The organism is Microbacterium testaceum, assembly GCF_001476655.1.
Classification (GTDB): domain Bacteria; phylum Actinomycetota; class Actinomycetes; order Actinomycetales; family Microbacteriaceae; genus Microbacterium; species Microbacterium testaceum_C.
The window spans coordinates 1-17,471 of sequence record NZ_LDRT01000062.1; the positions used below are offsets into that span (position 1 = coordinate 1).

The 17,471-nt window shown below is 68.7% G+C and carries 6 protein-coding genes; all 6 read right to left on the minus strand.

Features of this window, described 5'->3' with window-relative positions:
* Nucleotides 1–1,367 (minus strand): alpha-L-fucosidase (locus tag NS220_RS20400; protein WP_206543017.1); only part of this gene is annotated, 1,367 nt, incomplete at its 3' end.
* Nucleotides 1,368–1,440: 73 nt separating this feature from the next.
* Nucleotides 1,441–5,577: a beta-L-arabinofuranosidase domain-containing protein gene (locus tag NS220_RS10065; protein WP_193755334.1), complete on the minus strand. Its 4,137-nt coding sequence runs from the start codon at nucleotides 5,575–5,577 to the stop codon at nucleotides 1,441–1,443.
* Nucleotides 5,578–5,751: 174 nt separating this feature from the next.
* A complete protein-coding gene (locus tag NS220_RS10070; RefSeq protein ID WP_081323108.1) occupies nucleotides 5,752–8,667 on the minus strand; it encodes an immunoglobulin-like domain-containing protein in 2,916 nt (971 codons plus the stop codon).
* A gap of 209 nt (nucleotides 8,668–8,876) precedes the next feature.
* Nucleotides 8,877–13,217 carry a family 43 glycosylhydrolase gene (locus NS220_RS10075; RefSeq protein ID WP_058623944.1) on the minus strand — a complete coding sequence of 1,447 codons (4,341 nt, stop codon included), beginning with the start codon at nucleotides 13,215–13,217 and terminating at the stop codon, nucleotides 8,877–8,879.
* Nucleotides 13,218–13,515: 298 nt separating this feature from the next.
* Complete coding sequence (locus NS220_RS10080) at nucleotides 13,516–13,695, minus strand: hypothetical protein (protein ID WP_058623945.1); 180 nt, start codon at nucleotides 13,693–13,695, stop codon at nucleotides 13,516–13,518.
* A gap of 19 nt (nucleotides 13,696–13,714) precedes the next feature.
* Nucleotides 13,715–17,302 (minus strand): LamG-like jellyroll fold domain-containing protein, encoded by a 3,588-nt coding sequence (locus NS220_RS10085; protein ID WP_193755335.1) that lies wholly within the window; start codon nucleotides 17,300–17,302, stop codon nucleotides 13,715–13,717.
* Between the last annotated feature and the right edge of the window lie 169 nt (nucleotides 17,303–17,471).

A 17,471-nucleotide genomic window follows, 5' to 3' on the forward strand; every position in this document is an offset into this window, starting at 1 on the left:
TCGACGCGCAACGGCTGGGCGGGGAGGGCAGGGCGCGACTCGTTCGGTCTCCATGTCGCGCCGACCTCGGCGAGGCGTGCCACGACGTTGGCGTCGAGGCGGCCGTCGCGGTTGGGCGGGCAGTTGAGGAGGAACGTCGTGTACTTCGGCTCGAGGTCGGCGAGGTGGCCGACGATGTCGTTCGTGCTCATCAGCCCCTCGTAAGGGGTGGAGGGATGCCAGAACCAGCCGTTGCTGATCGTCTGGCCCTGCACGGAGGCCAGGGTGTTCCCGGCCGGGGAGCGGATGCCGAGCGGCTCTTCGAAGTAGATGGCGTCGCCGAGCCACGGGGTGGACAGTCCGCCGTGGTCGATCAGGATGCAGTTCGGCTGCAGCGAGTGCACCAGCTCACGTACCGCCTGGATGGAGATGTTGCGCTGGCCCATCTGCCAGGCATAGCCGTCGGTGATGAAGAAGTCGATCGCGCCGTAGTTGGTCAGCAGCTCGCGGATCTGGCCGAGGGTGTAGGTGAGGTCGGACGGTTCGATGGATTCGCTCGGGTCGGAGACGTGGTAACCGCCGTAGCCCTGCACGGTGTGCGTGCGGTCCCAGACCGAGAAGTACAGGCCGACGCGCATTCCTCGCGAGCGGAAGGCGTCCACGTACGACCGCACGATGTCCTGCGTGTAGCCGCTGTTGGCGACGTTCTGCGAGCCGAAGGCGGTGGGCCAGAGGGCGAATCCGTCGTGATGCTTGGTCGTCAGGACGCCGAAGGTCATCCCTGCCGCGGCCGCGGCATCCGCCCACTGGCCGCAGTCGACCTGCGCCGGCGCGAAGAGAGAGGGACTCTGGCCCCCGGCCGCCCACTCCTCGTCGGTGAAGGTGCCGAGGTTGAAGTGATTGAACATGCCGAAACGGAAGTCGACCACGTTCTGCAGCCGGGATTGGGGCGTCCCCGTGTTGACGGTGATCGAGGCGACGGAGGTTCCGGATGCCGCGGTGGCGACGATTCCCGTCCACCCCGCGGTGCTCGGGGTGCGCAGACCGCGCAGGGTGATGCGCCCGTCGGACCCGGTCGTGAGCTTGCGCGCCGCTCTCGTCCCGTCGGACCACGTGATGCCGCCGCGGAAGGAGATGGCGAGCTGGACGCCGGCCTGGGCGCTGCCGGACGGCTTGTGCTCGATCACGATCGGCGGCAAACCGGAGGATTCGAAGGCGGCTCGCGGCGCCGACACGAACAGAGGCTTCCCGGGGGCGGCCCATGCGGGCGCCGCGTCCCACCCGAGTGCGACGGCGGGAGCGGCCAGCGCCATGGCGGAGAGGACGGATCGACGAGACAGCCCGGAGGCTCCGGCGCGGTCCGCGTCATTGCGGGGGTGGGAGTTCACGAGATTTCCTTTCGCGGTGCGGGGGAGAGCCGGATCGACGGCGATCCGGCGGAGGGAGGTGTCCGTGCGCGCGTCAGCCGCAGCTTCGAGCGGTGTACGTCGCCTTTTTCGTCACCTCGGCACGCTGGCCGTCGATCTGCGCGATCGCGGTGACCGTCACCGCACCCGCCCCGATCTGCGCGCGCCGCGTGGTGAACGTCTGCGCGATGCTCTTGCCCGCCGCGAGCGACGCCACCGACTTCTTGCCGAAGGCGCTCGTCAGGGTCAGAGCGACGGGGACGTTCGCGGGATTCGACACCGAGGCCACCACCGTGACCTTCCCCGACACGCATCTCGTCGACACCGAGACCTTCGCCGAGAGAGCGGGTGCCGTCGCTCGGACCACGGTGAGGCGGTAGCTCTTCGACGTCGTGTGGTCCTGCGCCACCGAGCGCAGGGTGACGGTCGTCGCGCCCTCCGCCGCGAGCGGGACGCTGCGCTTCTGGGTGTCGTCGATGAGGACGTCGCCCAGGTAGACCAGGCCGCTGGGCATCGCCGGGTCGACGTCGAAGGTCGCGGTCGTGGCCTCCTTCGGCACCGTCACGGTGTAGTCGTAGGTGCCGTCCGCGAGCTTCGGCGAGAGGGTGCCGCCGTCGAAGGCGAGGGCGTTCAGCTCGGCATCGGTCGAATACGTCGTCGTCGTGGTGGTGTAGAGCCCGAACACGCCGCCGACGTAGCTGGTGCCGTTGCCCTGGAAGCGCACCGTGATGATGGGCATCTTCTGGCCGTCGGCATCCAGGACGTAGTTGCCGGCCTGGTCGCGCTTGTACCGGTCCTTGGAGGCGATGTTCGCCAGGGCCGACGCGGGGATCTCGTCGTACTGGATGTAGAACTCGTTGCCCGCGTTGTTGTTGACGCGCTCGCTCTTGAACTTCACGTCATCGATGTAGACATCGAACGTCCGCCCCACGTCGCCCCCGAAGTAGCGCACCCCGAGGTAGTTCTTCGGAGCGGTCGGGTCGACGACCATGTCGTACTGGAAGAACGCCTCGGTGGACCGCTCACCGTCGCGGTAGGTCTGACCCAGGTGCGTCCCCACGGCGGAGCGGTTGAACCGGTAGTTCTTCCCCGCCTCGCTGTTGTTGTTGTCGAAGGACGTGAGCGCGTCCGTGGTCATCTCGTCGATGCGCAGTCGCTCTTTGTCGGCCTTGATGAGGGCCTGGGCCTCGGGGGAGTCGGGCTGAATGAGGTTCATGTAGAGCGCGTAGCGGGCGTTGTACATGCTGTAGTACGGCTCGAAGGTCAGGGCCGCCGACGCGGGGTCGACGTTCTGCAGGCCGAACTTCATCACGGTGCGGCCGTTGTTGTCCGCGCCGTTCTCCCTGCGGACGAGGTTCTTCTCGATGTCCTTCGTGAAGGCGGAGACATCGGCGACCCGCACGCTGTTGGAGACGGACTTGTCGGCGACGCTGGTGCGCACCAGGATGCCGGCCGGCGCGGACGCGTCGACGTTCGTGCGGTTCAGCTCGGTGGAGAGCACCACCGGGCCGTATCGGAAAGCGACCCAGTTGGGGTTCTCGCTGCCCGCCTCGACCTCGACCTTCGCGGGAACGGTGTACGTGATCTTGTCGCCGGCGGTCACGGGGATGACGACGTAGCCGTTCTGCGTCGCGCCGGCAGCGTCACGGGCCTGGCCGTTGACGGTCAGCGCGGGGTTCGGCGACCAATCGGGCACCCGCAGTCGCAGGGTGGTGCCGTCGGCCAGGGGCTTGCCGTCCAGCGAGGCGATGTCGAAGGTCGCCACATCGGTGTTGGGGATGTCCGCCGTCTGCGTCACCGTGAGGTTCTGCGTCGCGGATGAGAAGACCGTCGAACGGAACATGTTGACGTAGATCGACGATCCCTTACGGAAGTAGATGGAGTCGCCGAGCTTGGTGAAGCTCTCCGTCGCCGTTCCGTGGTCGCACCAGAACTCGCCCTCGGGGCGACCGAAGACTTTCGCGTACCCCGCCGTCTGCGGCTGGAAGTACGTCATCATGCCGGTCTCGGGGTTCTGCGACGCGAGGATGGTGTTGATGTAGGTGTTCTCGTAGTAGTCCGCGTACTTCACGTCGGGCGTGACGCGGAAGAGCGCGTGCGTCAGCTTGAGCATGTTGTATTCGTTGCAGCCCTCGACCGTCGACTGCTCGCCGTATCCGGTGGTGATGCCGTTGGTGGCGAACTCGTAGAGAGTGCCGGGCTGCTGGAAGTGCTCGGAGTAGCTGTTGCCGCCGCCGACGTAGGAGTGGTCCTTCACGACCATCTGCCAGAAGTTCTCGGCCGCGCGGCGGTACATGTCCAGGCCGTCCTTCTCGCCCTGGGTGAGACGCGCATACAGCGTCGGGTTGTCGGTGAGCACGGTGTAGCGCTTGAGCGCGCCGGTCAGCTTGGGGATCGTCGTGTTCGCGTGCTTGCCGGCCAGGACGTCGCGGTTGGCCGCGAGATCCTGGAAGAGCGACACCTCGTCGAAGAGTTGCGCGGCCTGCTTGTGCTGCTCGTTCTCGGTGATGCCGTACAGCTCGTACAGCGCCTCGTTCATGCCGCCGTACTCGGTGCTCAGGAGCGAGCTGGGGTTGGCCTGGCGAGAGCCCCACGTGTTCAGCCACGAACCGAAGCCGCTGGCCGTCGCCAGCGCCTTGTCGGCGACCTCTCGGGGGGCGTAGTCGTGCGCGTCGAGAAGACCGGCGAGCACCTTGTGCAGGTTGTAGAACGGCACGATGAGTCCGTCCGCTCCGTGCGGCAGGTACGACACCGGGAAGGGGGCGACGTACCCGGCGTTCGAGGGGTCGCGTTGGGCATAGGCGCTCTGCGCGGCGGCGACTCCGTCGACCGCGGTGGTGAGCTTGGCCAGCAGTTGTGCCTTGCGGCCGGCGTCGGCTTCGGTGGAGTACGCCTGCGAGAGAGCCGACATGTAGTGCCCGAAGAAGTGTCCCTGGAACCGCGCACCCGTCGTGCGCTCCCAGCCGCCGTACGGTTCGACCGTGGTGGGGATGCCGGCCAGCTGATCGAAGGAGTACAGGAACCGCTTCGGGTCGAGAGTGAGCAGGTAGTCCACCATCTTGGCGTTGCTGTTCTGCAGGTACGGGTCGAGCAGCTGTACCTCGTTGAGGTCGGTGTCGTCGACGTAGATGGACGTCGAGGTGCCGGCCTTCGGGATCGTCACCTCGAACGTCTTCGTGCGGGCGGCGCTGCCGGCATACGTGGCCGAGGCCGTCAGCGTGACGGTGGCGTCGGCATCCGCGGGACGCGTGACCTTCGCCTGATCGCCGCTGACCGTGACGGCGGTCGTGTCGGACGACGTCCAGGAGACCGTCGAGCCGTTTCCGGCGCTCGTGGTGAGCGAGAAGTTGGTCGTGGCGGCGGCCGGAACCGAGAGCGTCTCGAGGGAGCGTGCGGCGACGTCGGCCGGGTCGAAGGCGGGGTTGTTCGCTCGAGTGAGGGCGACGACCTCTTCGGGACCGGCGACGGCGTTGTAGAGCTCGTAGTCGTCGAGGGCACCGCGAACGTACGCGCCGTTGTAGTTCGCGCCGTTGAAGCCGATGGACTTGGTCGTCGTCGTGTCCGAGGTGAGCTCACCCGTGGACGCCCCGCCGACGGCGTTGGCGATCGCCGATGCCTGCTTCTCACCGTTGCGATAGAACGCGACGGCTTTGGTGGCCCGGTCGTAGGTGGCCACCACGTGCGTCCACTGCCCGGCGGGGAAGAACACCTCGCGCGAGCCGGAGACTGACACCTTGTACGGCTGATCGCCGCCGGGGCCGATCGAGAGGGCGAGGGGGGTGTTCGCGCCCTCCGACGTGAGGTACCAGCCGGGGGAGTTGTAGACCGTCTTGTTCCAGGAGAACACCTGCTCGCCCTCGGCCATCGAGCCGTCGGGCTTGAACCAGAACGACAGCGTCAGATTCTGCGGCTGGAGAGCGGGGCTCTTGCCGAGATCGACCGCGTCCGCGCCGCGGAGGCTGAGCGCCCTGCCGTTGATGCCGGCGGTGTACGCCGCCGAGCCGCGCAGCATCGACGCGGAGACCTTGCCGGGTCCGGCATCCGTCAGCGAGTCGTCGAAGGGGAGGTCGAGGACTTTCGCCGCGTCGAACGTCGAGGCAGCGGTCGCGGAGGTGGGCAGGATCACCGCCAGGCCGCTGGCGATCAGGAGGGCGGTGATGCTGACGGCCACGGCGGTGCGTGCTCGACTCATGGGGTGTCCTCTCTGCGACTCTGCAGAAGTAGGTCGGGGGATGACGTCGCCCTGCGCGGGGTCGGGGCGGCGACTGGGTCTCATGTTAGGGGTAACACGCAGTCGCGTCTAGGGCGAGAACACGAGGGGCCCGGTCGCGTCGACTCGACCGGGCCCCTCGTGGCGGGAGAACCCTCAGCGGCAGGTGTGGGCCGCGAACAAGGTCTTCGCGGACACGTTCGCACCCCCGTTCGTCGAGGCGGTCACCGAGACCTCGCCCGCGCCGATGGAGGCCGAGCGCGTCGTGAACGAAGCGGACACGGTCTTGCCCGGTGCGATCGTGGTGAACGACTTCTTGCCGTACGGGGTGACGAGGTCGGTCTTCACCGCGTTCGCCGAGGTGTTCTTCAGGGAGGCGACCAGGGTGACCTTTCCGGAGACGCACCGGCTCGACACGGTCGTCTCGATCGGCATAGGGGCGCCCTTGACGGTCACGGTGGCCTTCGCTCGCGTCGCGGCACCGTTGGTGAGCGTGCCGCTGACCTCGACCACCCCGGGCTTGTCGAGTTGTGTGGCGGTCACCGCATCCCAGGTGACGGCGACGTTCTCGCGGTGGCCGTCGGCGAAGGTCGCCGCGACCGTGCCGGGCAGCTGCACGCCGCTCGCCCCCGCGTTCACCTCGGCGGTGACGCCGTCGATTCCCGTCACCAGCAGGTCGCGACCCCACTTACCGGCGAGCACATCGCGTTCCTCGCGGGTGATCGGCATCACCGAGCCGTGGCGTGGAGAAGCGGGCAGCGAGAAGGAGGAGGGGTACGTCCACCGGACATCGCCCTCGAGCGAGTTCGTCATGAGCGGGATGTACCCGACTCCGAAGAAGTTGTCGACCCAGAGCATGTACTTGTTCTTGTTGACGTCGCCCGGGTTGGCCAGGAAGGCACTCGGTCCCTCCACCTCCGGCGTGCCGGCCGTGCGACCGATGCACGTGTCGAAGAGCGTCCACGCGCCCGAGGCGGTCGTGGCCCGGAGGTTGGTCGATTTCTGCCCGATGATGTCAGCCGACGGGCACCCGGATGCCTCCGTCGCCTTCGTGAACCGGTAGTAGGTTTCGCCGTCCTTGAGGATCGTCGAGTCGATCAGCCCGCTGCCCTTGACCAGGCCCGGGACATCGGATGCCTTGAACCACGGCTGGGGCGTGCTGAAGGTCCGGAAGTCCCGCGTGATCGTCGTCATGATCTGGGGCCCGTTGCCGTCGCCGACGGTGCGGGTGTCGTCGGTGTACAGCGAGGAGGTGTAGTAGACGACGTACGACTGAATGGTCGGATCGTAGAACGCCTCGGGCGCCCACGTCATGCCGGCGTTGGGCAGGTTGACCTTCACGTGGCGCTGCTCGGACCAGTTCACCAGGTCGGTGGACTCCCAGATCTCCAGGTACTGGCTGCCACGGTCGATCGACCCGCTCCATCCGGTGCGTCCGACGGACAGGTCGGTGGCCAGGAGGAAGAAGCGGTCGCCCTCGTGCGAACGCATGATGAACGGGTCACGCAGGCCTCGGGTGCCCTTGGTCGACTCGATCACCGGCTGGGCCCCGTTGAGGTTCTTCCACCGCAGGGCGTCGTTGCCGTCCGATGTGGCGAAACGAATCTGCTCTCCCGAGAGGCTGTCGCCGGTGAAGTACGCGAAGAGATATGCCTCGTAGTCGTCGGCCGTCTGGGTGGTGGCCGCAGGTACCTCGAGGGGAAGGGAGACCGTCACGGGATCGGCGCCGGACACGGTGATCGTGGCGGTGAGCGTGACCGTCTGTGCGGTGGCGGGTCGCGTCAGCGCGCCCTTCTTCACGACGTTCGGCTCGCTGCCGCGGTCCGCTGCCGTGACCACCGCCGCGTTCGAGGTCGCCCAGGTGATCACGGCGTCACCGCGATCGCGGACGCCGGCGAGGGATTCGATCTCGCTCCCGTCGTTCGGCAGGGTGAGGCTGCCGCGAACGGGACCGGAGAACTGCGGCATGTCGCGCAGCCCCTGGGCGACCGTGCGAGCGAGTTGGGCCTCGGGGCCGTCGCCCTGCGCCCACGCCGTGACCGTCGCGGTCTGAGGGGTGCCCGCCACGCTCTGGCCGCCGAGCGTCGCGGTCGGGGTGAGCGTCACGGTCGCATCGCCCTGGGGGAAGCGAGGTCGATTGACGACGCCGTCTGCGCCGATCACGCCGGGCGCACTCGAGGTCCAGGTGATCTTCGAGCCGTTCGCCCCCGTGGTCGGCAGGGTGAGGTCGGTGGTGACCGCGCTCAGGTCTCCGGCGCTGGTCGCCGCATCCTTCTGCGCGAGGGAGGCGAAGACGGCGCGCTCCGATTCCTTCAGCTGGTCGCCGGTCAGCGCCTGGTCGTACACGGTGAAGTCGTCGATGGCGCCGGCCCAGTAGGCATCCGGACCGTAGAACGACTTCCCGAGATAACCGGAGAACGTGGACGTCCCCACGGCCGCGGTCGCCGAGCTGCCCGTGGCGCCGGTGCCGGCCTGCACGCCGTTGACGTAGGTCGTGACGGAGACACCGCCGTCGACGACGACGGCCACGTGGGCCCAGGTGTCGGCGGGGGAGGCACCGGTGGCGGTCGCGCGCACCTCGCCGAAGTTGTTGATGGCGCCGTACTGGTTGTTGCCGCACGACGTGGTGAAGAGAATGTGCTGTGACTGCGACGCGCCCAGGGTGAATGGCCACGTGCACTCGGGGGCGCCGCTCCACCGGATCCACGCCGACAGCGTCACGTCGGTCGCGTTCGGGCTCACGACGCCGGGAGCGATCTGCACGTAGGGGGCGGCGGAGTTCGCAGCGCCGCCGGGGAGCCGGAGAGCCGTGTCCGAGGATCCGCGCGGGCCCTCCGTCGAGGTCGCGCCCGTGTTGACGACGGTGCCGGGGTGCGAGGCGCTTCCGGAGTCGGCGATCGCGTATCCGGCGGGGACGCTGGCGGGCAGTGCGTCGAAGGTGTACTTCAGGACGGGGGTCGGGACCGTGACCGCTGCCGACGCCGCCGTCGGGCTCAGCAGTCCGCAGGCCAGAGCCGAGACGCCCGCCACCACTGTCATGTTTCTCCAGACATGCCGCATCCGTGTGCTCATGTGACTTCCTCTTCGTCGAGAGTGGCGACCGCTCCTCGATGAGCGGTGCCGGGGCGGTGATCGGGGTACTCCGCGCCCACTCGTATGTTATCGCTCACAATCGGAGTCCGCCAGAGGGATCTCACGGTGCGGAAAGCCGCGGTGAACGCCGAAACCGCCCGGTCGACTCGAGGGGGAGAGTCGACCGGGCGGTCCCGTTCACCGCGACGTCAGCCGCAGGTTCTCGAGGTGTAGGACGTCTTCACCACCGTCGACCCCGTCTTCCCGGACGCCGTCGCCGTCACTTGTGCGGAGCCGGCCGACACCGACGTCTGTCGTGTGCTGAAGGTCTGCGACACCGAGCTGCCCGCCGCCACGGTCACGGTCTTCGAGCCGTGGGACGTGGCGATCTTCACCGAGACCGCTTGCGTGTCGCCGTTCTTGACCTGCACCATCAGCGTGACCTTGCCCGCGATGCACCGCGTGGACGCGGTCGCGGTCACGTTCGGTCCCGCCGCGGGGACGGTCTGCGGGGCGACACTCTGGAGAGTGGGCACGACCCGCTTCATCAGCCCGTCCGAGCCGAACTCCACCCGGTCGATCGTCGTCTCACGGTTGAAGCCGTTGCCGTTGGGCATGGCGAAGCGGTGGTACGCGATGTACCAGTCGTCGGTACCCGGGACGTTGATGATCGAGCTGTGGGCCGGGCCCTTGATCCCGAGGGACAGGTCCTTCTGGAGGATCACGCCGCGGTAGGTCCACGGGCCGTTCATGCTCGTGGCCGTCGCGTAGCCGACGCGGTAGTCCTCCGACCCGGTGTCATCGATCGCGTAGGTGAGGTGGTAGAGCCCCTTCCGGTAGTTGAAGAACACGCCCTCGCGGAAGTCGGTCAGGCCGTTGATGCGCTGGTAAGTGCCCGGCTTGATGGACGTCATGTCGTCCGCGAGCTCCGCCAGGACGGGCGCCCCGTTGCCCCAACCGAGGTACCACTTGCCGGTGACCGGGTCGTGGAATGCGGCGGGGTCGATCGCCTGGCCCGAGGTGACGGCCTCGTTGTTCAGGATCATGGCGTTCGGCTGGGCGGTGAAGGGGCCCTCGGGGCTGTCGGCGACAGCGACACCGATCGTCTTGCGGTTGAGGGAGGCGTTGTGGCCGGAGAAGTAGAAGTAGTACTTCCCGCCCCTCTCGATGATGGTCGGGGCCCACGCGTTTCCGACAGCCCACGGGACGTTTCCGTTGGCGCCGTCCAGCGTGAGGAAGGGCTTCTCCGAGCGCTGCCAATCGACGAGGTTCTTCGACTTCCAGACATAGAACTGGTTTCCGCCCCAGCCCTCGAAGCCGTCGGTGGTGGCGTAGATGTAGTACGTGTCACCGAAGACCGCGATGTTCGGGTCGGCGTAGAGGCCCGGCAGGACGGGGCTGTTGACGACGAGGGCTTCGATCTTCCACTCCGCCTTGTTCCCCTGGGAGGTCGTCACCGTGTAGGTGACGGGGGAGCGCAGGTCGACCGTGGCGCCCGACGCCGGCGACGCCGTCGATCCGGGGACCAGACCGAACGTCGGAGCCAGCTTCGTCACGTCGGTGCCCTTGACCACCGGCAGCTTCACCGTGCGCGCCGCGTTGTCGACGATCGGTGCCATCTTCAGCTTCTCGGGCTGCGTCAGTGAGACGTCGACCAGGTGATCCTCGATGCCCGCGTTCTGCAGGATCTCGGTGCTCGACAGTGCGCGGTTGTAGACGCGGATGTTGTCGAACCAGCCCTGGAAGGCGCGGTCTCCGCCGTAGAACGAACGGCCCAGGTACCCGGCGAGGTTCGAGCCGAGCTCGCTCACCGAGGCGTTCAGGGCGAGGTTCTCGTCGACCTTGACGCCGTCGATGTACATGCGCATGGTCCGGCCGTCGTAGACGAGGTCGTACTTGTGCCACTGGCCGCTGGAGATGGTGCCCGAGACGTCGGACTCCCCCTGCCACGTCGCCTTCGTGATGGCGTTGCGGGCCTGGTCGCCCCGGACGCGCAGGAACGAATAGCGGTCCTGATTCTGCCCGAACGCGAAGGTGAAGAAGTTGCCGTCCGTGAGCTCGGACTTGATGTCCATCGACACCGTCATCTTGTCGCGACCGTCGAAGAACCCGGTCGGGAACGAGGCGAAGCCGCCCGCGGCACCGGTGAGTCGCAGAGCCGATCCCTTCGTGGCATCCGTGGCGACGGCTGTCGTGCCGGATGCCGTGAGGTCGGCGTCACCGACCGAGTCGGCGAGGGAGCCGTTCTCGAAGGTGTACTCCGCGATGGGGCCCTGCTGCGGCTCCTCGGGATCGGTGGGAGTGACCGGCGCATCGCCGTAGGCGGCGAGCAGTCGTGCCTCCTCCGCCTTCGACAGGCGCATCACCGAACCGTGGCGGAACTGCTGGTCGAACGAGAACTGGTCGGCCCCCGTTCCGGCGGAGAGCTGGCGGAACTGCAGGCTCGAGAGCGTGTCCGAGACGTGCGCGTAGTAGCCGAACTCGTCGCCCATGGTCGCCCACCGGCCGTCGGGGAGCTGGTAGACGGTCAGGCCCTCCATGCGGCCGCGCAGCCCGTGAGCCGTGGCCTCTCCCGGCGTGATCTTCTTCGTCCAGGGTCCGTCGAGCGACGGAGCGGTGTCGACGACCGTGTCCCAGTCGGAGGTGGAGAAGCGGTAGTAGGTGTCACCCTCCTTGGCGATGGTCGCGTCGATGATGCTCCGACCGCCCTGTCCGTCGCCCTTCGGGTTGAGGCTCGTCCAGATCTCGGGCGTGGTGAAGGTGACGAAGTCGCGGGTCTTGGTGAGGTACATCCGCAACGCCCAGTCGTTCGTGCCGTTGTCGGTCTTGTCGCGCGCCGCCCAGTAGACGTAGTACTCGCCGGTGGCCTCGTTGTAGGTCGCCTCGGGGGCCCACACGCAGCCGGCCTTGTCGAAGCCCGCGAACACGATGCGCTGGTCGCTCCAGTTCACGAGGTCGGTGGACTCCCACACCACGAGGTTCTGGCTGGCGTTGAGCTGGTCCCAGCCCGATCCGCCGGCCCCGCCGCCCTCGGCGTGCAGGTCGGTGCCGATGATCCAGTACTTGTCGCCCTCGGGGGAGCGCACGAGGTGCGGGTCGCGCACGCCGAGGTCTCCGGCGAGGTTGGCGAGGATCGGCGCGTTGTCGTTCAGCTTGTTCCAGTGCAGACCGTCGTCGCTGTGGCCGAAGAAGATCTTCTCGTAGCCGCCCTGCGGGGCGAAGTGCGTCCAGAGGTAACCGGCGGTGTAGTCCTTGTCGAGGCCCGCGGGAGCCGCCTTGACGGTCACCTCGATCTGTCGCGTGACGGATGTTCCGGATGCCGCGGCGGTCAGCGTCACCTTCGTGTCGGCGGCACCGCGCGTGACGACGCCCGCGGCCTTGCCGCCCGACGCCGAGGTCGTGATGACACCGGCGGGCGAGGCCGACCACGTGAGGGCGGTGCCGTTGACCGACCCCTTCGAGGCCAGTGTGATGTTGCCTCGCACGTCGCCGGCGTTGGGGATGCTGATCGCGTCGAGATCGGCCTTGGCGAGGTCGGCGCTTCCCGGCATCGGCGCGACGGTCACCGCGAAGGTCTTCGTCTCGGTGGCCGCGTTGCGCGTGAGCTTCGCCATCAGGGTGGCGGTCGCCGCGGGCTGGCCGGCGGCCGGTCGCGTGACCTTGCCGGTGGCGCTCACGACCTCGGCCTTGCTCGTCGACCACGCGATCGTCGAGCCGTTCACCCCGGTGGCGGGGAGGGCGAGATCGGCCGTGACGGCGCTCAGGTCGCCCAGCGACAGCGCCGCGGCGTCGCGCTGGAGTCGGGTGGCGTCGGTCGGCGCGAGAGCGGCGACCTCGTCTGCCGAGAGCGCGGCGTTGTAGACCCGGAAGTCGCGCATGCTGCCGGCGAGGCGGCGGTCGGCGTTGTAGACCGAGCGGCCCAGGTAGTTCGCCGTGGTGACGCCACCGCCGAGGGAGCCGGGAGTGGTCGTCACCCCCGTCGCCTGGCTCACCTGGACGCCGTCGAGGTAGAGGCGCGCGGTGTCGGTGGCGTCATCGAGCGTGTAGGTGAGCGTCTTCCACACGTTGCGCGGCAGGTCGGCGTTGCTGTTGACGGTCTGCTCGGTCGTCCAGTTGCCCGTTGCGATCGACGTGCGGTACGTGTTGCCGCTGGAGAACAGGTAGCCGTTTCCGACACCGCCTCCGTCGGTGTTCCCGAGGCCGTAGATGAAGTAGGGCGCCGCCTGGTCGCCGCGGATGAGAACATCCGTGCTGATCGTGATCGAGCTCAGGCCCGTCAGGAGATTGTCGGGCAGGTCGACGTAGTCGTCGGCACCGTCCAGCCGGACGCCCTCACCTCCGGTGAGAGTCGGTCCGCCGACGTACGTCGCGGGCCGCGCGCTGCCCGAGGCATCGCGCGCGACGGTTCCGCTCGCGTCGTCGAGCGGGTAGTGCGCGATCAACCGCGCGTCGGCGGCGTGGGCCGGGGCGCTCGCGGCGAGAGCGCCGCTGAGGACCAGGGCGATGGTGGCCACTCCGGTGACGGCGCGGCGGGATAGTGTGTGCGTCATTGCGATCCTCTCGGACACCCTTCTTTGGATGCCTCGGGCTGGGGACGGTCGTGATGTTACCGGTCACAACGGTCAAGGGCAAGAGGTACCTTCACGCCACGGCATCCACCGAAAGCGAGGTGTCGGCGAGATCCGTCCGGGTCGCCGCCGGTGTATGAGGCGCGCGTCGTCTCGGCCGTGTGGCGGCTCCACCGCTCCGTGGGAGGGGGCCGTAGCCCGCTCGATCCCTGCGCACACAGACCCGAGTCGTCCACCCCGGGGGGTGGACGACTCGGGTCCTGGGGGAGACGGACGCGCCTCAGGTGAGGCGGTACGTCCGTCCATTGATCGAGAGGAGGTCGGGCCCGAGATCGTCGATGTCGACGATCTCACCGACTCCGACGCCGGTGCGCTCCTGAGGCGCGGGGGGCGTGACCCCCGCGACGGTGACGGCGACCGCACCGCAGGCGAGCACGGCGATCAGGCTCAGGCGTTGCATGGCAGTTCCTTCCTTCGGCCTACCGGCACGAGCGCGCGTCGTACGCGGCTGTCGCCTTCGACGAGACGGTCTTGCCGTCGACGGTGGTCGTTGCCGTGACCGTGATCGATCCCGTGGGCACCGACTCGGCCCGAGTGGAGAACGCCGCGGACGCGCGGGCGCCCGGGTCGATCGATCCCAGGGCCTTCTTGCCCCAGGGCGTGGCCACGGTGGCCGCGAAGCGCGTCGACCCGGCGTTCTTGACCGTCGCCGTGACGGTCACCTTCCCGGCGACACAGCGCGTGCTCACGGTCGGGATGGCGGTGACCGAGGCGCGAACGGTGACGGTCGTGGTGACCGTGCGCAGCGAGGGCAGCACCTCCTCGTCGCGGGTCATGTCGAAGATCGGGCGATCGCCGGCCGCATAGTGGATACGCGTGATGCGGGTGTCGCGACCGTTGCCCCCGACCCCGTCCCCCCACGTGTGGTAGACGTACAGGTCGTTGCCGTCCTCGTCGGTGGTGACGGCGCCGTGACCCGGTCCCTGCTGGTAGGTGCGGTAGTCCCAGACGCCCGCGGGCATGGCCTCGCTCTTGAGCAGGGGCATGTCGTACTTGTGCCAGCTGTTGATGTCGGTCAGATCGCTCGACTCGTCCGCCCAGGCGCCGCCCACGATGTACTTCGGGCTCACTCCGTCGCTCGAGTAGACGAGGGTGATGCGACCGTTGCGCTGGATGGCGAAGGCTCCCTCGGCAAGCCGCTCCTCGAACGACAGGCTCGGCACGATGATCGGCACCGGGTCACTGATGAGGCGAGTGGGGTTGCTCGGGTCGACCTTGGCGATCCACGTCGCCGGGTCGCTGAGCGGTGCTCCCTCGGGGGTGTAGCGCTGCGACCACGCGTAGTACGTGACGCCACCCGAGACGAAGGATGTCATGTCGAGGCTGATGTTGCGTCCGAACTCCGCGCGTCCCAGCGGCGAGCCGTCGGCTTTGCGCACGGCCGAGGGCTGCGACCAGTCGTTCGGGTTGGCCGGGTCGCCGCCGTCGCGCAGCTGCATGATGTGCGCCTGGACCGTGAACCACTGCCCGCCCTCGTTGGCGTTCGGATTGTCGGGGTTGAAGCACGGGGCGAACAGGATCGATAGCTTGCCGCCGATCTCGTGGATCTCCGGGGCCCAGTAGCAGCCGGCGATGACGCGGCCCTCGGTCGTGCGATCGCCGCGGGTGTAGCGGTTCAGCAGATCGATCTCGCGGTCGCGACCGCCGTTGTCATCGGCGAGCTGGTCGATCGTGTCGGCGACGCGGATCGGCAGGTGCGCCGAGCCGACGTTGTTGTTGTTGGTGTCGTCCGTCGCGATGAACAGGTAGCGCGTCTTACCGTCGCGCTCGTACCGGTAGATCGTCGGATCGGCCCGGTTGTAGGCGAACGGCTCGGCGTACTGGTGCTGACGCACGGTCCCCGACAGGGTGTAGGTGCCGGGGCCGGCTGTGGCGAGCTGGTCGAGCTGCTCGCTGTTCCAGTCGATGCCGAGCTGCGCGGTCGACCCGTCCGAGTAGGCCAGCTTCGCCTTCGTCTTCGCCAGGGACGCGGTGTCACCCGAGGTGATCGTCTGCGGGTCCACGGTCACGCTCGTGTTGACGACCCGCCCGAGGCGGTCGGTCAGCGCCTTCGCGGTGGCGGCGGACACGGCCAGTGTGCCGGCGGGACGCGCGTCGGCCACACGGCCGGCGAATCCGGCCAGGTCCGGCGCGGAGACCGTCAGCGCGGCACCCGAGCGCACCTCGCCCCGGTTGCCCTCCGTGACGATCCACGAACGCGTGCCGCCGTTCGTGGGCCAGAACGGGGCCGTGCGCAATTCGGTGCGCGCGAGGTCGGTGACCGTCGTCGACTTCGCCGTGCCCGTGGCATCCGTCCACGACACGAGGTACCGCTTCTCGGCGGAGTCGTAGACGGCACGGGGAGAGGCCACCCCGCCGGTCGTGCCGAGGTCGATCAGGCCGAGCTCGTCGAAGTCGGTCGCGCTCGCGTCTCGCGCCTTGAAGACCAGGGCGCTCGAGGTCTCTGTGCCGTCGGCTGCGCCCCACTGTCGCACGCGCGTGGCGATCACGCCGATCGTGCCGTCAGCGAAGGTGAACAGGGACGGGTTCGCCATGCCGCGCGGATCGACACGGTCGACGGCGAAGAACTCGCCCTCGGCGAAGACAACGCCTCCGTTCTTGTACAGCGGAGCCGCGTCGTCGACGGAGGTGCCCAGGGCCAGGTGCAGGCTGTGCGCCACCGAGTCGTGGTTCGCGTCGTGCTCGCCCGTGGCGTTGCGGGTGTAAGAGACCAGCTGGCGACCCGTGGAGGAACTCAGCACGGTGACCGAGAACGTCTTCTCGACCGTCGTCGAGCCCACGGTGATGCGAGCGGTGATCTGACGGACCTGATCGGATGACGTCGTGTTGCTCAGCACGCGCGAGTCGAGCGTCTTGCCGTCCGCGCTCCAGGCGACGGTGTATCCGCTCACCTCGGGCAGGGAGGTGCCGGAGGCGACGACAGGTGGCACCACCAGGGCGGCGCGCAGGCGATCGGCCGCGTCGGTGGCGCTGTCGGCGCGCACGGTGAGCGTCGCCGTCGCGCCCGTCGCGGTCGCGCCGGCGAACGTCGCGGTCGGGGTCAAGGTCACGGTGGCGTCGGGGGAGCCGGCGGCGGGCCGGGTCACCTTGCCCGTGGCGTCGATGACGGCGGGATCGCTGCTCGTCCAGGTCACGGTCGACCCACCGGTCCCCGAGGTGGGCAGGGCGATGTCGCTGGTGACGGCACCCGAGACCGGTGGACGCGCGGCGTCGGCGTCGGTGCGGGCGATGGCGGATGCCGCGGGAGCCGCATCCTCCTTCACCTGGGCCGCGGTCAAGGCCTGGTCGTAGACGTGGACGTCGTCGAGAGCACCGATGAAGAACGGATCCGGTCCGTAGAACGACTTGCCGAGCAGTCCCGAGAAGGTCGAGGTGCCGACGGTGGCCGCGCCCGTCGCGGCCGTCGGCGTGGTCTGCGCAAGTTCCCCGTCGACGTAGGTCGAGACGCTGACACCGCTGCGCAGGACGACGGCGACGTGGGACCAGCGGCCGACGGCGGCGGGCCCCTCGTCGAGGGCGCGCTGCTCGCTCCCGGCCTTGACGGCGCCGATCAACCGTCCGCCGCACGCGGGCGTGGTGAAGAGGTAGCGGTCGGTGGACTGGCCGAGCGTGTACGCCCACGCGCAGCTCTGATTGCCCTCCCAGCGCATCCACGCCGACATGGTCACGTCGGTGGTGGCGGAAGAGGTGAGGCCCGGCGCGATCTCGACGAACGCGGCATTCGAGCCGGCGGCGCCACCGGGCAGGCGCAGCGCTTTGTCGTCGCCCCCGCGCGGGCCGGCGACGACGGTCGCGCCGGCACCGCGCACGGTCCCGGCGTGGCTGCCTGCGGCGTCGGAGACCGTTGCGCCCGCGGAGACGCCGCTGCCCACGGCCGCGGAGTTCGAGAAGTCGTACGACAGGACGGGGCTCGGCGTCGCGGCGAAGGCGGGGGCGGCGCTCAGGGTGAGCGATCCCGTCGTCAGGGTCGCGGCGACCAGGAGCGCCAGGGGGCGGTGCAATCGCAAGATCGTCTTCTTCCTAGAGGGAGGGCCGAGGTGCGCGGCCGAGGGAGGGAACAAATGCCGGCCGCAGCGAGCGCGTCGATCGCGGGTGCCGCGAGCGGGAGGCGGAGCGTGGTGTGCCGACGCGGGGAAGGGGGCGGCGCGGGGGCGCCGCGGACGCGCCGTCGTCGAG

Coding starts and splice junctions, on each gene's coding strand:
- NS220_RS10065 (WP_193755334.1), bottom strand. CDS start 5,577: ATGAGTCGAGCACGCACCGCCGTGGCCGTCAGCATCACCGCCCTCCTG.
- NS220_RS10070 (WP_081323108.1), bottom strand. CDS start 8,667: ATGAGCACACGGATGCGGCATGTCTGGAGAAACATGACAGTGGTGGCG.
- NS220_RS10075 (WP_058623944.1), bottom strand. CDS start 13,217: ATGACGCACACACTATCCCGCCGCGCCGTCACCGGAGTGGCCACCATC.
- NS220_RS10080 (WP_058623945.1), bottom strand. CDS start 13,695: ATGCAACGCCTGAGCCTGATCGCCGTGCTCGCCTGCGGTGCGGTCGCC.